Raw genomic sequence first — 19228 nt, 5'->3', positions numbered from 1 at the left:
TTTTTATTGATCTTGAAGAGAGATAATAAGCTCATCGTATGAAACCCCTTTTTCGTGTAAAATATCTGTTAAAACTTTAAATGATGCGTCCACGCCGCTGCTTTTTTCGACAGAGAGCATTTTTTGGTAGAGTGGGATGATGACATCAAGTGCTTTTGGATTTGGTCGGCGTCTCACCGAGTAGTAGTCCACGATATTGCCACGATCATCAAGTGTTGCCGTGATGTTGGCATAAACCCAGTAGCCGTTATCGTTTTTTGTTTTGTTAAGAACATAGGCAAAAACCTCCTCTTTTTTAGGGATAGTCTCCCATAGGTAGCGAAAAACAGCTTTTGGCATCTCCGGATGCCTTATGATGCTATGCGCTTTGCCAAGTAACTCCTCTTCTGTATATTCTGCCATATCCATAAAAATTTGATTACAGTATGTGATGCGACCCTTAAGGTCGGTTTTTGAGACAATAAAATCTTCCTCTTTCATCTCTCTTAACATAACAATATCCCCTTGTTTCGTATAATTTTATTTAATAATTTTGTGCATTATAACAATTTTTTTCTGGTAAAGTAAAGGCTAGCTGAGTTATGATGTCATATGTCAATTCTTTTAGCAATTTTTTATTTTTTCTACTTTTCAGTTATCGGTGTCTATATCATTTTCCTGCCAAAAGTGCTCTCTATGGCGGGATATACTCCTAGCGATATAGGTATCATCTTTGCCGCAGCGCCGCTTGTGCGTTTTTTAGTTCCTTTTGCTTTTATCAAAGGGCTTAAAATCAATGCAAAGATTTTCAATACCTCGCTTCTCATTATGTGTTTGAGTGCACTCTCGTTTTACTTTTCACTTGATAACTTTTATAAACTGCTCCTCTCCAACATATCGCTTGGTATCGGGCTTAGCATCGTACTTCCCTACATCGAACTTATCTCGCTGAACTATCTGGGAAAAGAGCGTTATGGGAAGATTCGGCTCTTTGGTTCAGTCGGCTTTATCTTGGTTGCACTTGTTTTGGTGAAGTTTCTCTCCTCACCCTCTGTTGCACTCATTTATCTTTTGGTTTTAGTGCTTATAACCGCACTTTTTGGTTTTGTTATCGCCAAAAAAGCAGACACTCTTTTGGAAAAACAGAGCGAACACACCAACGATATCAACCTTTTGGCAGACTGGAAATTGTGGCTGGGGCTTACGCTTATGCAGGTAAGTTTTGGCTCTTTTTATAACTTTTTTACTATCTATACAACTGACCACGGGGTAAGCTTGGATATGACGATTTATCTCTGGAGCTTTGGCGTAGTTGTGGAGATATTTATGCTCTATTTTCAGGGTGCGCTTCTACGTAAGAACCTACTTCTCATCCTTCAAGTAACTACATTTATAACGGCGGCGCGCTGGTTTTTGGTTTTTGCATTTCCGGATGTCACGGCTCTCTTGTTTCTCTCTCAAGCACTTCATGCACTTAGTTTTGCGCTTTTTCACTCAGCAGCGATTAGTTATCTTTTTTATCTTTACAAGCACAAATCATTGGCGCAACAGCTCTTCTCTGGCATCACGTATGGTTTTGGGGCGTTTATGGGGGCGTTAATCGCAGGGTATGTTTATGAACTCTACCCAAGCTACCTTTTTTTAAGTTCGATGGTTATCGCACTTGGGGCAACTTGGTTTTTAGTTCTTTGGGGAAAAAGAGATATCTCATAAAAAATATTTTTTTGGAAGTGGGGCTTTAGCCCCGTGCAAAAAACTTTCTTAACAACAAAGCGGGGCTAAAGCCCCATTTCCTAAAGGTGTGTGAGATTAGTAGTCGGCGATAAGATTGAATGTAAACTTTTTGTCTGTAGATGTTTTGTCAACAAAAGCTGGTTTGTTTGTGTAGTCAACATAGTACGCTACGCCTGCAGAAAATATATCGGAAAATCTTGTTGATAAACCTGTTTTTGAGTAGGCAAAATAGTTCTCTATATCTGAAAACTCTGATCTATAGTTGAGTGTTTGATGGAACTTGAGATTTTCTAGCACTTGCATATTGTAAACGGCTTGCACTCTGTATGCAGCGTATGATCTGTCGGTACCGCCAAAAATCTTATCTTTGGCATAAAGAAGATTGCCATCTAGGGTTAGCTCCTGAAAATCAGTTTTGATGGCTACGTATTTAGCACCTGGACCCGTGTAGAACTGGTAGTCAAAGCCTGAAAATTTATCATCTTTATACCCTGCAAGATACTCAAGAGAGAGTACTTGTGAGAGTTTATAGTCATAGAGCAATTCACTCAAAAATCTGTTTGTACTTTCTACATCATTATCTGCTCCGTACTGCCAAAGCATGGAGATTTCAAGAGAGTGTAAATCCCATGTACCTGTTATTTTCGCATCAACGTTAAAAGCTTCTGTGTCGGAGTTTCCGGAGTTAAGCATGTACCCAGCTTCAGCCCGTGTTTTAAAAAGAGCATCCTCTTTTGGCACGCTACTCTCTAGTTCTTTGAGATTTGCATTTAAACGTGCGATTCTCTCTTTTGTCTCTTTTATCTCATCTTTAATCTCTTGTGTATTTTGTGCCAAAAGGCACGAAGTCGCAAGAGCGAGAGCGGTTAATTTTGAAACCATTTTTTTAATCCTTTTTCTGTAGATGTATATTCATTTGTGGGAATGGGATGGAGATGCCATTGGCATCAAACGCCAGTTTTACTTTTTCTATCATGTCAAAATGAACAGCCCAATACTCCTCGGTCTTGACCCAAACACGAAACTCAAAGTTTACACTGTTGTCCGCAAGGTCTGCAACTGCTACAAAAGGAGCGGGGTCTTGAAGCACCCTCTCGTCCTCTTTGATAACCTGCCAAAGCACCTCTTTTGCAAGTTTCAAATCATCCCCATAGTCAATGCCAAACGTAAGAGTGACTCGTCGTGTAGGCTTGTTGGAGAAGTTGATGATGTTGGAACCAATGACAGCAGAGTTTGGAATCATGATGGTTTTGTTGTCGGGTGTCGCCATAATAGTAGAGAAGAGGTTTATCTCCTCGATAGTTCCGCTAACTCCTGCCGTGTCAACAAAATCTCCAACTTTAAAGGGTCGAAAGATGATGATAAGCACCGCCGCACCGATGTTTGAGAGTGAATCTTTAAGTGCTAGACCAATCGCAAGTGAAGCAGCTCCAAAAATCGCCAAAAAGGATGCTATATTGATGCCAAGCGTGCTAAGAGCGGCTAGGACAACAACGATAAGCAGAACAAAGTAGATGACATTTGCAAGAAAGTTGACGAGGGTAAGATCGACATGCGCCTTAATCATCAAGTTTTTGATAAGCGCTGCAGCTCTTTTGGTCACCATTTTTCCTATGAAAAATATAGTAAGCGCGAGAATGATTTTAAGTCCATATTCGCTTATGTAGAGCATCGCTGGTTCTGTATATTTTGAAAAATCCATCATTTCTCCTATCAAAAATGGAATTGTAGTAAAAGAGAGCTATAAAAGTGCTTTAGCGTGCAGGAGTTTGGCTATGTGACGGTAGGTTGGTGTGTGCGGTGAGTCAATGTTTTCTAAGAGTGTTTCATACTTTAGGTATGTTTGCCACACTTTTTTTGCCTGTTCTGTTTTGCCTTTTTTGGCAAGCTCAAAACTTACAGAGGCGTTGATAAATCCTTTGAGAAGTTTGACTTCATCACTCTGCTCAAACCTTCGTGGATACCAGAGTGCTTCCAAATCCTCATGCGCTTCATAAAAATTGCCGCTTTGGATATTGTCTATAAAACGCTCAAGCTCTTGCATCGTCAAAAACCGTCATATTTTCTCTCCAGTACCCTCTGCCGCCTCTTAGAGAGATGCAGTGGTGTTTTGGAAACTTTTTTTTGTACTCGTCAAGTCTGTTAAGCGTTGCCTTGCCCGTGTCGCAGTAGAAGACAAAAACACTCCCCTCAGGCTCTTTTGCAAGTTCGTAAGGGTTGTAAAGTGTGGTGTCTGCGCCGTTGATGGGGGAGAGAATGGTGTCGATGAGCAGCACTTTGATACCCTTTGATTCAAGGGCTTTTTTGTTCTCTAAAAACTCTTTTTGTGTCCACTCATCGCTAAACATCTCTATGCCTTTTTTGAACTAAAAAGTACGATAAGAGCCGTCAAAAATGCGCCTAAAAAGACGACACTGTAGCCTGTAGGCAAATCGTAAAAGTAGGAGATGAGAATCGCACAGATGCTAAAGAACCATCCAAAGAGAAAACTCCCAAGCAGAGGTCTCTTAAGTCCAAGAGAGAGGGAGACAAACGGCGGAGCGATAAGAAGCACAAAAACCACGAAAACTCCCGCAAGAGAAACGGAAGAGGTAACAGTGATGGCAAGAAGCGAGAAAAAGAGAAGCTCTTTGAAAAAGCCCTCTAGTTTAGGGTATAAAAAGTATAAAGCAAGGGCAATAAATGAGTAAATAACCCCGCTTTTCATCACTTCACTAGGAGGCGTGAAGAGTATATCGCTTGCCAAAAGTGACTTGAAATGCTCCATTCCCTCTGCCGAGTGGGAGAGTACCATCATAATCCCGCTTGCTCCCAAAACATAAAGTATGCCTATAAACGCCTCCAAATGCACTTTTCTTGTCGAAGCAAAAGCAATCAAAAGTGCGCTTAACAGGGCAAAACCAAGTGTGAGAAGGTAAAAATGCTCTTCATGGAAGTAGCCAAGGCTAACGGATGAGCCAAGAGCGGCAAACTGTGCGATGGCAAGGTCGGTAAAGATGATGCCACGCTTTAGTATCTCCATCCCAAAGTATGAGTGGAGCATCACAAGGATAACAACTAGTGCTATGGGAACAAGGAGGATATCTGTCATTTGATAGCGCTCGTGAGGTGGTCAAAGAGTGCGCCGAGGTTGTCAATGCTCTCAAGTGCTTCTATGTCGTGGGGCATCAAAATAATCTTGATGCCCGTTTTATCGGCTATAAAATCGGCTGTCTTTGTAGAGTGATAGACATCATGCAAGATGCAGCAAGGGTTCTCTTTTTGAATCAACTCTATGGTGTTCATAGTGTGTTTAGATGATGGCGGAATACCGGGGAGCGGCTCAATCGTGCCGATATTTACAAGCCCGTATGCTTTGTTGAAGTAGGCAAGGTTGTCATGAAACTGGATAACTTTTCGCCCCTTTTTATCGCTCATCTTCTGCTCCCATTCACGCATCTTTGCTTGCCACATTGTAGCAAAAGCGGCGTAGTTTTTCTCATACACATCTTTATCAACCGTATCTATGGAGATTAAAAACTCCTTGATGACTTTTGCAAGATGTAGGATATTTTGCGGGTCGAGATGGAAGTGTGGGTTGCCGTCGGGATGGATGTCGCCATCTTTTCTATCAACATCTTTTGGTTTATGGATAAGCTCTATATGGTGCGAGAGGTTGAGAAAAGTCGGAGCCGAAGGGGCAGTTTTTGGATTTCCTGCACGGTTAAGAAGCGGGGGAAGCCAGCCAATCTCCAGCTGTCCACCGTTCATGATAAGCGCATCGGCATTTCTCACTTTTGTGATGAGCGAGGGACGCGGGATGATAAAGTGCGGGTCCCAGTTGCCCTGTGCCAAAACCGTCGTTGTGATATGCTCACCCCCTATCGTTTTTGTCAAAGCACCGATATAAGGGTAGCTAACTGCGATATTCATGTGCGCTAACAGTGTTAGCGGCAGAAGTGTTAGCAGTGTTAGTAACTTTTTCATTGTTAAAAACTATGTGCTGCGTGTGCACCGATGGAGATATTTGCTTGAAGAATGATAGTGTCGATTTTTTCTCTCTCGCCGTCTTCATTGAACATTGCATTATCGTGGCTGTACTGAAGTCTAAATCTTGCAAATTCACTTGTGTGGTACTCTATCATTGCAGTGTATTTGTCAAGTCCGCTTGGTTGTTCGACATCAGAACCGTTATTTGTTACATCATTTTTCAAAATAGTATCGTATCTTACGCCCATTCTCCAGTTTTTATCGTGCGTGTAGATAAGTTGTGAGTAGAGACCGCCTTGCTCTTTAAGCATTGTTGGTTGCATTAAATCACCACTTGTTGCATTATATGCATACTGTGTTCCATCAAGTTCTCTCTGAAGGTATTCACTTTGCCATTTGATAGAACTGTAAGAGTCAAGCTGATGTAAAACTACAAAGTCTGCGCCATAGAGTTTTGCATCACCGCTAAATGCATGGCCTTCTTCAGCTTCATGTTCATCTATATGATCTATTCTAGAGTCGCCCTGCGCATAAGAGAGTCCGCCTAAAAGTGTTGTGTTTCCTATGTCATGAGATGCTTTTATATATGCAATAACCATTGACACTCCATCGCTTCCTGCTATCTCTTCTGTAGCCGTTGGAGCGTAAGCATTATCAACCATCTCCATCTCTTCTTTTCCAAACATCTGCTCATTTTCGCCTTGAAGAACCTCTAAACCTGCCATAAAGTAAAATGGTATTGGAGCTGTCCACTGGATTTGCGCACCTTTTTCATTTAGTCCATGCATTCCTAAAAATGCTTCATAAATAAGTGGCATATCTGCAAAATCCCAAGCGTGGTGGTGCTGTTCGTTCAGATAGCCAAAGTTTGAGTTAAACTTTCCGCCTTTTATTTTTGTGCCATAACCCAAAGCGTTTGAGGTAAAGAAAAGTTCCTCAACATGCACACCATTTTCTGAGAAGTGAAATACGCCGTCCATTGTAAAGAATGGGTCAACACTGCTAGATAAGACAAGCTCTGCATAGTTGAGGTTAAAGCCGTTGTCGGCATTGTACGTGGCATGCTCATCACCGCCGTGAGCATGAGAACCCAAAAGCCCATGCGCTACACCCGGAACTTCAAGATGTCCAACTTCTGCATCTTTTACATTTCTATCAACATACGAAGCGTCCATAACTAAAGAGATGTCCGGAATAAATTTTGACTGATCAAACGTTCTTTTTTCAACAGGAAGCACATCTGCCCCATAAATTAATGCTGCGCAAACCATACTTGATAATACTATTTTTTTCATAATTTTCTATCCTAAAATAATTTTTTGTTTTTGTAATGATTGTTTTTTTGTGAATTTAGGAGAGTACGGGTGGGGCGCGGTTTTGGTTGGATTTTGTCTCGACGTGAAAGTATGTAACAGGCGCACTGTGCGTTATGGCTTCAAAATGAGAGAGTTCGACATCTTGGACAAACGAGACGGCATCTGCACTTACGATGTTGCTGTTTACCGTACAGATGAGACAGCTAGAGCCGTCATTATGCTCTATATGCTTTACTTCATGGATAGCCGCAAAGCTTGTAACAATAGCAAAGAGAATAGAGAGTAATATATTAAATTTCATCGGCGGAATTTTACCATAATTTTATTTTATGTTATCATTAGAAACTATCCTTATCTAAGGCAGGAGTTGTCATGTTTCATACTAAAAGTGCGCAAGAGACGCTGCAACATCTGGGGTGTAGCAGTGAGGGGCTTAGTGCTGATGAGGCTCTTAAACGCACACAGCGCTATGGGAAAAATGTCCTGCAACAAGCAAAAAAACGTGGCGTGGTTGCCATATTTGCCCAGCAGTTTAAAGGTCCTATCGTCTATATTTTATTTATTGCGGCGACTGTTTCGTTTTTGATTGGGGAGTATAGCGATGCAGGGTTTATTTTGGCGGCGCTTCTTTTAAATGCTGTGGTTGGAACGTATCAGGAGTATGTTGCAGGCGAGAAGGCGGATGCTTTAAAAAAGGCGATAAAGACTTTTGTTTATGTTCTAAGAGACGGGCGCAGGGTGGAGATACCGAGTGAAGATGTGACGGTCGGGGATGTCGTCTTTTTTGAGTCAGGTGTTAAAGTTCCATCCGATATACGTCTGCTTGAAGCAAATGAACTTCAAGTCAATGAGTCGCTTCTCACGGGAGAATCGCTTGAAGTGGGCAAAAAGCATGACTATATCTCCACAGATGCCAACGAGCCTATCGCAGAGAGAAAAAATATGCTCTACGGCGGCTCTTTAGTCACAAAAGGCAGAGCCATAGGTGTTGTCACGGCGGTGGCACAGATGACGGAGGTGGGCAAAATTGCCTCTCTTTTGGCGCATGAAAAAACAGCACAACCCCCTTTGACGGCAAGAATGGAGAAATTTTCTCTCAATATCGCAAAGATAATTGCTGGTGTCGCACTTTTTATTATCATACTTGGTCTCTCGCATGAGATGCCTCTTCAAGAGATTTTTCTTCTTACCGTGGCACTCTCTGTCTCGGCTATCCCAGAGGGGCTTCCCGTAGCTATTACCGTGGCGCTCAGCGTTGCAAGTGCGGCTATGAGCAAGCGAAATGTTATCGTGCGCAGGCTCTCTGCCATCGAGGGGCTTGGTTCATGCACCCTAATAGCGAGTGACAAAACGGGGACTATGACACAAAATCGTTTGAGCGTTGCCTCCATCGTCACACCGCAAAAAAGCTACAACCCAAATGAATACATCAGCGAACATCTGCTTCTAGGTGCAAAACTCTGCAACGAATCAACCTCTCACGAAGAGGATGGAGAGAGAGTCTTTATCGGCGATCAGGTGGATGTGGCTCTTGCACGCTATGTGCTTGAACTTGATGAGGAGCTTTTTAAAAGACATGAAAAACAAAAACCTATTGACGCTCTACCGTATGAGCCTATCAACAAATACTCAGCAGCGAGCTACCGCATAGACGGGGAGAAGATTCACTTTATCAAAGGCTCTCCCGAGATAGTTGTCGGTATGTGCACCATGAGCGAGGATGATGCAAAAACAGTTCTTGCGCAAGTGGACGAATGGGCGGCAAAAGGGTTTAGAAATATTGCCCTTGCCTACAAAGTGAGCGACGAGAGCGGTATCGCCAAAGAGGGGTATGGCTATGTAGGATTTGCCGCCATCGCCGACCCGCTTCGTGAGGGTGTAAAAGAGGCGGTACTTAAAGCGCAAGAGGCGGGCATCAGTGTCGCTATGGTAACAGGAGACCATCCAAATACTGCATTTTTTATTGCAAAAGAGCTTGGAATCGCTCAAAGTGAAGATGAGGTAATCGATGGCTTGGAGATTTCCCGCTGGATGGAGCGTGGAGGGCATAAAGAGGAGATAGCAAACAAACGCATCTTTGCACGTGTTTCGCCTGAACAAAAACAGCGCATAATAGGGGCGTTTCAAGAGCTTGGACATTATGTGGCGGTAACTGGAGACGGCGTCAACGATGCACCCGCACTAAAATTTGCCAACATCGGCATCGCCATGGGAAAAAGCGGTACGGATGTGGCACGTGAATCAAGCGACCTCATACTTACAGATGATGCTTTTGGCTCTATCGTAAATGGTATAGAAGAGGGACGCGTGGCGTATGACAATATCCGCAAAGTGATTCATCTGCTTCTTTCCACAGGAGTTGCCGAGATTGTGCTTGTCGTACTCTCTATCCTCTTTTTTATCCCAATGCCGCTTTTGCCCGTACAGATACTCTGGCTCAACATAGTTGCAAACGGCATACAAGATATGGCACTCGCCGCCGAGGGGGCAGAGCCGGAGGTGCTAAAACGCAAACCGCGCGACCCAAAAGAGCCGATATTTAACAAAGTCATGATAAGTAGGATTGTTGTGGGTGGCTTGTATATGGGCTTGTCGGCATTCGCACTCTTTTATACACTGCTTTCTTTTGGATACCATGAAGATGCGGCAAGAAATATCACGCTTCTTTTAATGGTACTTTTTGAGAATGTCCATACGTTTAACTCCCGCAGTGAAAATATCTCGGTTTTTAAAATTAACCATGCCAAAAATATGCTTTTGTGGGTATCCGTCGCAGTTGCTCAAGGCATCCACATAGTAGCGATGTACAGCCCTTTTATGCGTTCAGTGCTAAGTATCGAACCTGTAACATTACAGATGTGGGGAACGCTCCTCTTTTTGGCGCTCACTCTTGTAGCGGTCATGGAAGCGGAGAAGTTTTTTAGGAAGAGATTTTCAATCCGTTAAGAGTTTTGATGGTTGGGGTAATAAAATCGTCAACCTCATAAAAGAGGTGACGATTGAGAGCTAGTTACTTCTAGGACCTCTGTTGGCTCTGTTTTCTTGCATCTGCTTATTTTGTCCCTCAAGCAGTTCCATCTTAGTCACTTTACCGTCACCGTCTGCATCAAGAGATTTAAAATCAGGCGCATTTCCGACATTTCTCATCATTCTTTGGTTTTGGCTCTGCTTCTCTTTTATTCTCTCTTCTCTAACTTTGGTATGCTCATCCTCTGTTATAAAGCCATCTTTATTGATATCAAACGCTTCAAAAGGTATCGAACCTCTATCGGGTATTTCAGCCGCATAAAGACTTGACACCGACAGCATCGCTGCAACAAAACTCAAGCCTATGAACTTGGTAAACTTTTTCATTTTACACCTCTTTTGTTGATATGAAAATATTGTAGCAAATTTATGTGAAATTATTGTGGAATTTCCCCCTCCAACTCACTAACAACCTGACGCATCTTAAAGAGCGAATCTGGGTTTAGCGAGATGGAGTCTATGCCCTCTTGTACCAAAAACTCCGTGATTTCCGGATAGTCTGAGGGGGCTTGTCCGCAGATGCCTATGTATTTGCCTCTTGTTTTGCATGCTTCTATCGCCATTTGCAGCATTCTCTTTACCGCTTCGTTTCGCTCGTCAAATATATGGGCGATTTTTGCACTCTCTCTGTCAACTCCGAGGCTAAGTTGTGTGAGGTCGTTTGAGCCGATGGAGTAGCCGTCAAATACCTCTAAAAACTTATCGGCAAGGATGACATTTGCGGGAATCTCACACATCGCATAGATTTCAAGCCCATTTTCGCCTTGAACAAGCCCTTTCTCGTTCATGATGGCTATGACTTTTTTGCCCTCCTCTGGTGTGCGGACAAATGGAATCATGATTTTCATATTGTCAAGCCCCATCTCCTCACGTACCCGTTTCAGTGCTTCACACTCCCACTCAAAGGCTTCACGGTAGCTCTCGTCATAGTAGCGGCTAGCACCTCGAAAACCTATCATCGGGTTCTCCTCTTCCGCCTCATAATCAAAACCGCCCCTCATCCCACGGTACTCATTGCTCTTAAAATCGCTTGTTCGTATGATGACGGGTTTTGGGTAAAAAGCCGCCGCAATCATCCCCACACCCTCGCTGATTTTTTGCAAAAAGAACTCTTTTGCGTCACTGTGAGGAATCATAAAAGAGCGGATTTGCTCCTCATCCTTGACGCTTTTACCTTTATGCATGTCTATAAGTGCCATCGGATGGGCGTTGATGGAGTTGTTCATGATAAACTCCATTCTGGCAAGTCCAACACCGTCATTTGGCATTTGTGCAAATCCAAAAGCCTCTGCTGGGTTGCCGACGTTGACAAAGAGTTTGGTTTTTGTGGGTTTGAGGTTACTCATGTCCGTTGTCTTGATGGTGTACTCAAGCGCACCCTCATAGACATGCCCCTCATCACCCTCGGCGCAACTTACCGTTACTTTTTGTCCGTTTTGCAGAAGTGTGGTTGCATCGCCGCACCCGACAACGGCAGGTACACCTATCTCACGTGCCACAATAGCCGCATGGCATGTGCGGCTTCCACGGTTGGTTACAACTGCTGAGGCTTTTTTCATAACAGGCTCCCAGTCGGGGTTTGTCGTATCTGCTACCAAGATATCGCCCTCTTTAAAACGGGCAAATTCGGAGGTGTCGTTGATGATGCAAACCTCCCCGCTTCCTATCTTCTCGCCGATGGCTCGTCCCGATGTGAGCAGTTTTGCACCTTTTACGCTCAGTGAGTAGTGCTTGCTTGTCATGCTTTGGTTTTGTTTGCTCATAACCGTCTCTGGTCTTGCCTGAACGATGTAAAGTTTACCGTCATTGCCATCTTTTGCCCACTCGATGTCCATCGGTCGTCCATAATGCTCCTCAATAACAAGTGCCGCTTTGGCAAGAGAGAGGACTTCATCATCGCTGATAGAAAATCGGCTTTGCTCCTCTTGTGTTGTCGGGATGTTGAGCGTTCGTGAGGTGGCGTCATAGAGCATCTTCTCTTTTTTGCTCCCCAAAGAGCGTTTTAAAATGGTGGTTATCCCTTTTTTGAGCGTGGGCTTAAAGACAAAAAACTCATCGGCGTTTACCCGTCCGCTTACCACATTTTCGCCTAGCCCCCAGATGGAGTTGATAAGGATGAGATTCTCCGAACCGCTCTCCGTGTCAAGCGTAAACATAATCCCGCTTGATGCCTCATCGCTTCGCACCATCTTCTGCACACCCACAGAGAGAGCGACTTTAAAATGGTCAAACCCACGGCTTGTGCGGTAGCTGATGGCTCGGTCGGTAAAGAGTGAAGCGAAACACTTTAGAGTACACGCCAAAAGCTCCTCTTGGCTGCTTACGTTTAAAAAAGTCTCTTGTTGTCCCGCAAAAGAGGCATCGGGCAAATCCTCGGCAGTTCCTGAAGAGCGAACCGCTACATCGATATGTTGCGAACCGTAAGCGTTTGAGAGGGTTTTGTACGCTTCAAGAAGTTCATCGGCTAGAACTTTTGGAAGGTGTGCATTTAAGAGAAGCGTACGGACTTCAAGCCCACGCTTTTGAAGATTGTCGGTGTCGCTAATGTCCAAATCACTCAAGATTTTGGCTATCTTCTCTTTGATGCCGTTTTCTTGAAGAAGCAGCCAATAAGCCTCGCTTGTGGTAGCAAAACCGTTTGGAACAGTGACACCCTTTGGGGTTAGGTTTTGGTACATTTCCCCAAGTGAAGCGTTTTTACCGCCGACTATGGGAACATCTCCGATACTAAGTTCATTGAAAAAGCAAATGTAGCGCATAGCAAAACCCTCCGATGTTAAAAAATAGAATTGTTAAAATATACCTGACATAGAGCGAACAAGTGCGTTCTCAAGAGCCGGCTTAGCCTCTTCAAACTCTAAGTTAACCTGATTAGCGGTGCTTACGATGCGGGTTCTATAAGTTTTCCACTCGATTTTTCCGCCTTGGATACTTTGTTTGGTCGTAGTAGAACTTCCTTGATTCAGATAAGCTTTTTGCGTTTGCGTAACAACTTCACCCTCCAGCGGTCTCTCACGAATCTGCAAATCAGTCACCATCACATAGAGGTTGTCTTTTACCATCGCATCAGCAGCGATTCCTACTACCGCTCCTGCCAAACCGAGGGCTGCTCCAGTTCTTCCACTTCCCGTTGCCGCATAACCAGCGGCAGCACCCAAGGCACCTCCGCCAAATGCTGAGTTGGCATAAGATTGAGACTCTCTGAGGTCAGATTTGCCTACTTTGAGGATATTGCCCTGCAACATATAGGTTGCCTCTTTTGGGTCTTTTGTCACCTTATAACCTCTGTTGATAAAAGCCGTTTCGATTCTTGAGGCGATATTAACCTCTTGGTCAGAGGTGTTTTTCATATCAACAAAAACAATCTTTTTCTCTGGTGCAACTGGTTCCAAAAAGATAGTTTCAGACATCTTCGTTTGCACATCCAAATCTTTTTTGCTAATTGCCGTATCCATCGCGCTACAACCGCCTAGAGTTATCGCCACCATCCCCGCTACAAAAGAGAGGGTTAACACGCTTACAAATTTTTTCATAAAAAACCTTTTTATCAAAATATATACAAATCATACTCCAAAAACTTAAACATCACTCCTTGCAATAAAAATATGCTAAACTAGAAAAAAAATTTTCAATGGAGAAAAATATGAGACGATTTCTGGCAATGCTGCTACTTCTTGCCTTTTTTGCGGGATGCAGTTCTAAAGAGGACGCTGTTGTTGCAAAAGGGTACTTTTTCTTTAATGGCAACACAAAAAATATAGCGATTTCTATCGACAAGGGCCAGAGATTTGGTGTTGTAGCGGGTCAAACCAACCTCTATGCGATTGTTGCTGGAAGTCATACTATCGATATTTACAGAGGTGATTTGATGATTTTAAGCCGTACTTTTATTGTGCGTGAGGGTCTTGCCAAAGAGATAGTGATAGAATGAAGATAAACGCACTCTATATATCGGCGCAGGAGAAAAATGTCGGTGCGCTTTTTGTCTCTATGGGAATGATGGAGATGCTCAAGCGCAACATCGACAAAGTGGCTTTTTTCCGCCCCATCATCCCATCAAAAGATGTGCGTGACAGAGATATAGAGTTTATGGTTGAGCGTTACAAGCTCGGCATGGAGTATGAGGAGTGTTACGGGTTTGACCTTGATAGCTTGGAGACGCTTCTTGCTTCAAGTGGCGTTGATGAGGTTTTGGGCACTCTTGTGGCAAAGTTTCAAAAGCTTGGAGAGCGTTACGATTTTATCCTTTGCGAGGGGATTGCCCGCTCACTTTTACCGCTTAGCCAAAATTATGACTTAAATGCGCTTATCGCCCAAAACTTTGGTGCTTCCATCATCAACATCATCAACGCAAAAGATAGAACGGTGCAAGAGATTTATGAAAATATCTCCATCGAAAAAGAGCATCTTCTCTCTCTGAACTCTCTATGTTTTGCAACTTTCATAAGCCGCATAGATGCACAAAAACGCTCTTTTTTTGAAACACATTTTGGAGGAGCTGAACAAAATATCTACTTTTTAGAGGAGCTTGGAGAGCTTGACGTGCCGACACTTGAAGATGTTGTTGAGACACTTGAAGCCAAAAAGATAGTTTTTTGCCAAAACGACAACGCAAGAGCCATTCGAGGTTTTAGCATCGCTACATCGGGAGTTGAGAGCTTTTTGGAGCAGATAAAAGAGGATGATTTGGTCATCGTGGATGCAGAGCGTTCAGATATCATTTTGGGGCTTGTCGCCTCATTTTACTCAAAAGAGTACCCAAAAATCAACGCCATTCTTTTTATAAACAAAGCAGAACTCCATCCAAATATTGAGAAGATTATCAGAGGACTAAAAGAGTACAACATCCCCTTTTTAAGCATAAAAAATGATGCTCTTGAGAGTGCAAAAAAACTGCTCCATGTCCGCTCAAGACTGCGCCAAAACAGCGAGAGAAAGATAGCGTTGGCACTTGGTCTCTTTAACGCCAGCATTGATGCCTCCGTGCTTGAAGCAAAGATTCAGACGCAAAAGAGCGATGTCGTGACACCCGTCATGTTTGCGTACAAACTCTTTGAGATGGCACGCAAAAAGAGAAAAAAGATAGTCTTGCCAGAGAGTTGCGATGAGCGGATTTTGCGAGCCTCTGAGATAGTTTTGCGCCGTGATGTGTGTGAAATCATCTTTTTGGGCAGGGAGGATGAGGTGCGGGAACAAGCCCAAAAACTAGGGATTGACATCAGCAAAGCAACCATCATAAACCATGAAACGTCCGAACTTTTCGAGCAGTTTTGCAACACTTTTTACGAGATGAGAAAAGCAAAAGGGCTTACACTTCAAGCCGCCAAAGATGCCATGATACATGTAAACTATTTTGCCACGATGATGGTACATCTGGGCTATGCCGATGCGATGGTAAGCGGGGCAATCCACGCAACGGCGGACACCATCAGACCAGCACTGCAAATCATCAAAACAACTCCAGAGACCCAGCTTGTTTCAAGCCTCTTTTTTATGTGCCTTAAGACAAAAGTTTTGGTTTACGGCGATTGTGCACTCAACCAAAATCCAAATGCGCAGGAACTTGCCCAAATCGCCCTCTCGTGTGCCGCAACCGCCCAACTCTTTGGCATAGAGCCAAAAGTGGCGATGCTCTCCTACTCAACGGGAAGCAGTGGCAGTGGTACGGATGTGGACAAGGTGCGAGAGGCGACACAAATACTCAAAACACTCAAGCCAAACCTTAAAATCGAAGGTCCGATTCAGTACGATGCGGCGATTGACAAAGAGGTGGCGGCCATCAAACTTCCAAACTCCGAGGTAGCGGGAGAGGCGAGTGTTTTTATCTTCCCCGACCTCAACACGGGCAACAACACCTACAAAGCCGTCCAACGCTCAAGCGATGCCATAGCCATCGGACCGATTTTGCAGGGACTGAAAAAACCAGTGAACGACTTGAGCCGTGGATGTAGTGTCGAGGATGTAGTAAATACCATTCTTATCACAGCGATTCAAGCAGGTAATGTATGAAAATAGCCGTCATCAACTCCGGAAGCTCCTCTATCAAGTTTAAGCTCTTTTTGATGCCAAGCGGCGGGGTTTTGGCGCAAATGGTTGTTGAAAAAATCGCCGAAGCGTCATCCAAAATAACACTCCATTTCAAAAACGAGACAAAAGAGTTTAGTAGGCATATCGCTAACCATCATGAAGGGCTTAAGCTCATTAACTCCACGCTCAAAGAGCTGCATATTGTGGATCATTTTTCATCACTTGATGCCATAGCGCATAGAGTGGTGCATGGCGGAGAGTTTTTCCAAAACGCCACGTTAATAGATGAGAGAGTTATCCAGAAGATAAGAGAGTTTATCCCCCTCGCACCGCTACACAACCCATCCAACCTTGAGGGGATTTTGGTAACCCTCAAAAAAGCTCCAAACGTTCCACAGATAGCAGTTTTTGATACAGCGTTTCATGCGACAATGCCAAAAGAGGCGTATCTTTACGCCTTGCCGCTTGAGTTATATGAAAAACACAAAATCCGCCGTTACGGTTTTCACGGGACTTCCCACGCCTATGTCATGCAAGAGGTCGCAAAAGAGATGGGAAAAAGCCCAGAAGCACTAAATGTCATCACGCTTCACCTCGGAAATGGTTCAAGCGTATGCGCCATCAAAGAGGGCAAAAGCATCGACACCTCCATGGGTTTTACCCCGCTTGAAGGGCTGATGATGGGTACAAGAAGCGGAGATATAGACCCCGCAATCATCCTCTATCTCCAAAGGGAGATTGGCTACACCACAGAACAAGTCGATAAGCTTTTAAACAAAGAGAGCGGACTTTTGGGAGTGTGCGGCGAGATAGATGTGCGAGAAATCCAAAAACGAGAGGATGAAAATGCACGCACAGCCATAGAGATGATGGCACGAAGAGCAAAAAAATACATAGGCGCATACATCGCTCTTTTGGGAAAAGTTGATGCCATCGCCCTCACGGCTGGCATCGGAGAAAACTCCGCATTTGTAAGAGAAAAAATCTTGCAAGACTTAGAACCTCTTGGCATAGCGCTAGACAAAGAGGCAAACAGCCAAAACTCAAAAAAAATCTCAAAACCAAACTCCAAAATAGAGCTCTTCGTCGTCAAAACAGATGAAGAACTGCAAATGGCAAAAGAGGCATCCGTTTTTATCGTCAATTCTAAATATAACTTATAGTAAAATTTATGGTGTTTGGAGAAATTTTTATTAGAAAATAGTGGACAGTGAGGGAATTATATTAAGCCTATTTTATAGACTTTAAAGAGGTTATTTTTAAAATCAGCCCCTAAAAGTAAAAGTGTCTCTTTTTTGAAATACTTTTTAATCAAGCTCTTTGGTAGTGTTCAAGATTCTGTGTCAGCATCGAGTAATTCCTAAAATTGTATCATAAGTTTAAAGCGTTATCAAGCCGTCCCTCAAAGTGGATGGCTAATTGAGAGATTGTCAAGCTCCAGTTTCTAATGGGCATAGTCCACTTTTTTTGGGCATTTTGAATCCCCATATAAAGCAGCTTGAGTAAGCTATCATCATTGGGAAAAGCGCCTTTAGTTTTTGTAAGCGTTCTGAATTGACGATGGACTGACTCAATGATATTGGTTGTGTAAATAACTCTGCGTATATCCTCTGGGTACTGAAAGTACACAGATAAATTCTCCCATTTATTTCTCCAAGATTGAAAAACGATAGGGTATTTTTTACCCCATTTTTCTTCCAATTTATCAAGCTCAAATTCTGCTTCTTCTTTTGTAAAAGCTTGATAAACGTCTTTGAGTTCTTTTGCGAATTGTTTTTGATTGGCAGAACCAACATACTTGAGGCTGTTACGTATTTGATGGACGATGCAGAGTTGCACTTGTGTATCTGGAAATACCGAGTTTATGGCTTCTGGAAAGCCTTTTAAACCATCTACCGAAGCTATAAGAATATCTTTAATTCCTCGGTTTTGCAAGTCGGTAAGTACCTGTAGCCAGAACTTAGCGCCTTCACTTTCATTGAGATATAAACCAAGCACCTCTTTTTTGCCGTCAACTCTGACGCCTAGCACTGTGTAAAATGCTTTTGAGATATAGCGACCGTCTTCTTTGACTTTGTAGTGAATGGCATCTAAAAAAATAAAGGGATAAACAGCCTCCAAGGGTCTTGTTTTCCATTCTTGAAGCATAGGAATAATCTTGTCGGTTACCGCACTTATGGTGGCTTTAGAGAAGCCTACGCAGTAAAAATCTTCAATATGTTTGGCTATCTGAGAATAGCTGTTGCCAAGTGCAAACAGTGAAAGAATCTTCTCTTCGATTTCACTCGTCATACTAGTTTGATTCTTCTTTACGATTTCAGGCTCAAAGCTGCCGTTGCGGTCTCTTGGAACATCAAGCTCGAAAGTTCCATGATCACTTTTCATAGTTTTTGAGCTATAGCCATTTTTTCGGTTTCTTTGGAGGTCAGCAGAGAGATGAGAGTCTATCTCAGCTGCAAGTGCAGCTTCGGTGAGCTGTTTTATAAGTGAGCCTAATGCTCCATCTGAACCGCCAATGCTTTTGCCGGCTTTTATATCACGAGCAAATTGCTCTACATCTATTTCTATCTTCATATCTGCGTCCTTGGGTATTTGTTATTTTACCCGATTGACACAGAATTCTGAACGGTCCCAGCTCTTTTAACAAATCAAAAAGTATATTTTCATCAACACTCTCAATCTGTGACTTATCATAGATTGTTAAAAGATATACGCTCTCTCCTATCTTGATGTAGTAGTATATTCTATAACCTGCACTTTTGCCTTTGTTTTTGTTGCTGTTTGATAATCTAACTTTAAACAGACTGTTTTTAATACTTGTAGCAGTTAAGTGGTAATCTTCAAAGTTTTCTATAAACTCTTTCAAATCATCTTTTATGAGGTTGTATTTCTTAGCTAACTGTTTGAATTGTTTATCAAACAGTAGCGAGGTTTCAAAGTTCATTTAGTAACTTATGGATAGGGTTCGTTTTGCCTTCTTTCACTTCGTTCATTGCTTGGTTTATATCACCAGCGATTTTATGCTCTTTTTTATAGAGCATTTTGTGACGTGTTTTTCTAAACTCATCTTGAACATTGATACCTTTTTTAACAATCTCATTATATAAACTATCTTCAACTTGTAAATGTATAGTTTGCATAAAAAACCCCTCACTATAAACTTTATGAAATTATAG

20 protein-coding genes are annotated in these 19228 nt (G+C 42.9%); 5 read left to right on the top strand and 15 right to left on the bottom strand.

All coding sequences use genetic code 11. The features are described from left to right. Positions 1-3 precede the first annotated feature (3 nt). Positions 4-492 carry a PAS domain-containing protein gene (locus AC6H4V_RS00315; RefSeq protein ID WP_497607038.1) on the bottom strand — a complete coding sequence of 163 codons (489 nt, stop codon included), beginning with the start codon at positions 490-492 and terminating at the stop codon, positions 4-6. Between the two features lie 99 nt (positions 493-591). Here AC6H4V_RS00315 and AC6H4V_RS00310 point away from each other — a divergent pair, with 99 nt between their 5' ends. Continuing rightward, positions 592-1692 (top strand): MFS transporter, encoded by a 1101-nt coding sequence (locus AC6H4V_RS00310; RefSeq protein WP_497607037.1) that lies wholly within the window; start codon positions 592-594, stop codon positions 1690-1692. Positions 1693-1788: 96 nt separating this feature from the next. Here AC6H4V_RS00310 and AC6H4V_RS00305 read toward each other — a convergent pair whose 3' ends face one another. The 8 genes from AC6H4V_RS00305 to AC6H4V_RS00270 are packed head-to-tail and all read right to left on the bottom strand — an operon-like array spanning position 1789 to position 7299. Then, positions 1789-2595 carry a DUF481 domain-containing protein gene (locus AC6H4V_RS00305; RefSeq protein WP_497607036.1) on the bottom strand — a complete coding sequence of 269 codons (807 nt, stop codon included), beginning with the start codon at positions 2593-2595 and terminating at the stop codon, positions 1789-1791. 4 nt (positions 2596-2599) lie between these two features. Then, positions 2600-3415 (bottom strand): mechanosensitive ion channel family protein, encoded by an 816-nt coding sequence (locus AC6H4V_RS00300; protein WP_428728724.1) that lies wholly within the window; start codon positions 3413-3415, stop codon positions 2600-2602. Positions 3416-3454: 39 nt separating this feature from the next. Continuing rightward, a complete protein-coding gene (locus AC6H4V_RS00295; RefSeq protein WP_497607035.1) occupies positions 3455-3757 on the bottom strand; it encodes a DUF309 domain-containing protein in 303 nt (100 codons plus the stop codon). Further along, positions 3744-4061 carry a hypothetical protein gene (locus AC6H4V_RS00290; protein WP_428728722.1) on the bottom strand — a complete coding sequence of 106 codons (318 nt, stop codon included), beginning with the start codon at positions 4059-4061 and terminating at the stop codon, positions 3744-3746. Before AC6H4V_RS00290 ends, AC6H4V_RS00295 begins: the two co-directional genes overlap by 14 nt. A gap of 2 nt (positions 4062-4063) precedes the next feature. After that, positions 4064-4804 (bottom strand): metal ABC transporter permease, encoded by a 741-nt coding sequence (locus AC6H4V_RS00285; protein WP_497607034.1) that lies wholly within the window; start codon positions 4802-4804, stop codon positions 4064-4066. Next, positions 4801-5679: a metal ABC transporter substrate-binding protein gene (locus AC6H4V_RS00280; RefSeq protein ID WP_428728720.1), complete on the bottom strand. Its 879-nt coding sequence runs from the start codon at positions 5677-5679 to the stop codon at positions 4801-4803. Before AC6H4V_RS00280 ends, AC6H4V_RS00285 begins: the two co-directional genes overlap by 4 nt. Positions 5680-5681: 2 nt before the next feature. Then, positions 5682-6977 carry a hypothetical protein gene (locus tag AC6H4V_RS00275; RefSeq protein WP_497607033.1) on the bottom strand — a complete coding sequence of 432 codons (1296 nt, stop codon included), beginning with the start codon at positions 6975-6977 and terminating at the stop codon, positions 5682-5684. A 55-nt stretch (positions 6978-7032) separates the two neighbouring features. Next, positions 7033-7299 carry a hypothetical protein gene (locus AC6H4V_RS00270; protein WP_428728718.1) on the bottom strand — a complete coding sequence of 89 codons (267 nt, stop codon included), beginning with the start codon at positions 7297-7299 and terminating at the stop codon, positions 7033-7035. 71 nt (positions 7300-7370) lie between these two features. Here AC6H4V_RS00270 and AC6H4V_RS00265 point away from each other — a divergent pair, with 71 nt between their 5' ends. Continuing rightward, positions 7371-9944, top strand: a complete 2574-nt coding sequence (locus AC6H4V_RS00265; RefSeq protein ID WP_497607032.1) for a cation-translocating P-type ATPase — start codon at positions 7371-7373, stop codon at positions 9942-9944. 60 nt (positions 9945-10004) lie between these two features. Here the strand turns inward: AC6H4V_RS00265 and AC6H4V_RS00260 are convergent, their stop codons facing one another. The 3 genes from AC6H4V_RS00260 to AC6H4V_RS00250 are packed head-to-tail and all read right to left on the bottom strand — an operon-like array spanning position 10005 to position 13558. Next, on the bottom strand, positions 10005-10352 hold the full coding sequence (locus tag AC6H4V_RS00260) for an EF-hand domain-containing protein (protein WP_497607031.1): 348 nt from the start codon (positions 10350-10352) through the stop codon (positions 10005-10007). A 50-nt stretch (positions 10353-10402) separates the two neighbouring features. After that, positions 10403-12784 carry a phosphoenolpyruvate synthase gene (gene ppsA / locus AC6H4V_RS00255; protein WP_497607030.1) on the bottom strand — a complete coding sequence of 794 codons (2382 nt, stop codon included), beginning with the start codon at positions 12782-12784 and terminating at the stop codon, positions 10403-10405. 33 nt (positions 12785-12817) lie between these two features. Next, on the bottom strand, positions 12818-13558 hold the full coding sequence (locus AC6H4V_RS00250) for a complement resistance protein TraT (RefSeq protein ID WP_497607029.1): 741 nt from the start codon (positions 13556-13558) through the stop codon (positions 12818-12820). 110 nt (positions 13559-13668) lie between these two features. Here AC6H4V_RS00250 and AC6H4V_RS00245 point away from each other — a divergent pair, with 110 nt between their 5' ends. The 3 genes from AC6H4V_RS00245 to AC6H4V_RS00235 are packed head-to-tail and all read left to right on the top strand — an operon-like array spanning position 13669 to position 17215. Continuing rightward, entirely contained in the window at positions 13669-13956 is a 288-nt protein-coding gene (locus AC6H4V_RS00245) for a hypothetical protein (protein ID WP_428728713.1), read from the top strand. Next, positions 13953-16034 (top strand): phosphate acetyltransferase, encoded by a 2082-nt coding sequence (gene pta / locus AC6H4V_RS00240; RefSeq protein WP_497607028.1) that lies wholly within the window; start codon positions 13953-13955, stop codon positions 16032-16034. Before AC6H4V_RS00245 ends, pta begins: the two co-directional genes overlap by 4 nt. Then, entirely contained in the window at positions 16031-17215 is a 1185-nt protein-coding gene (locus AC6H4V_RS00235; protein ID WP_497607027.1) for an acetate/propionate family kinase, read from the top strand. Before pta ends, AC6H4V_RS00235 begins: the two co-directional genes overlap by 4 nt. Positions 17216-17423: 208 nt before the next feature. On the opposite strand, the gene AC6H4V_RS00230 is transcribed toward AC6H4V_RS00235, so the two are convergent. Genes AC6H4V_RS00230 through AC6H4V_RS00220 form a run of 3 tightly spaced genes read right to left on the bottom strand, consistent with a single transcriptional unit; the run spans position 17424 to position 19192 of the window. Then, on the bottom strand, positions 17424-18626 hold the full coding sequence (locus AC6H4V_RS00230; protein WP_497607026.1) for an IS256 family transposase: 1203 nt from the start codon (positions 18624-18626) through the stop codon (positions 17424-17426). Continuing rightward, positions 18589-18996 (bottom strand): hypothetical protein, encoded by a 408-nt coding sequence (locus AC6H4V_RS00225; RefSeq protein ID WP_497607025.1) that lies wholly within the window; start codon positions 18994-18996, stop codon positions 18589-18591. The genes AC6H4V_RS00230 and AC6H4V_RS00225 overlap by 38 nt, the downstream gene beginning before the upstream one ends. Beyond that, a complete protein-coding gene (locus tag AC6H4V_RS00220) occupies positions 18986-19192 on the bottom strand; it encodes a hypothetical protein (RefSeq protein WP_497607024.1) in 207 nt (68 codons plus the stop codon). The genes AC6H4V_RS00225 and AC6H4V_RS00220 overlap by 11 nt, the downstream gene beginning before the upstream one ends. Positions 19193-19228 lie beyond the last annotated feature (36 nt).

It is taken from the genome of Sulfurimonas lacustris (assembly GCF_059705355.1).
The sequence above is the reverse complement of the archived record's forward strand: the minus strand, read 5'-3'. Positions and strand labels throughout refer to the sequence as shown.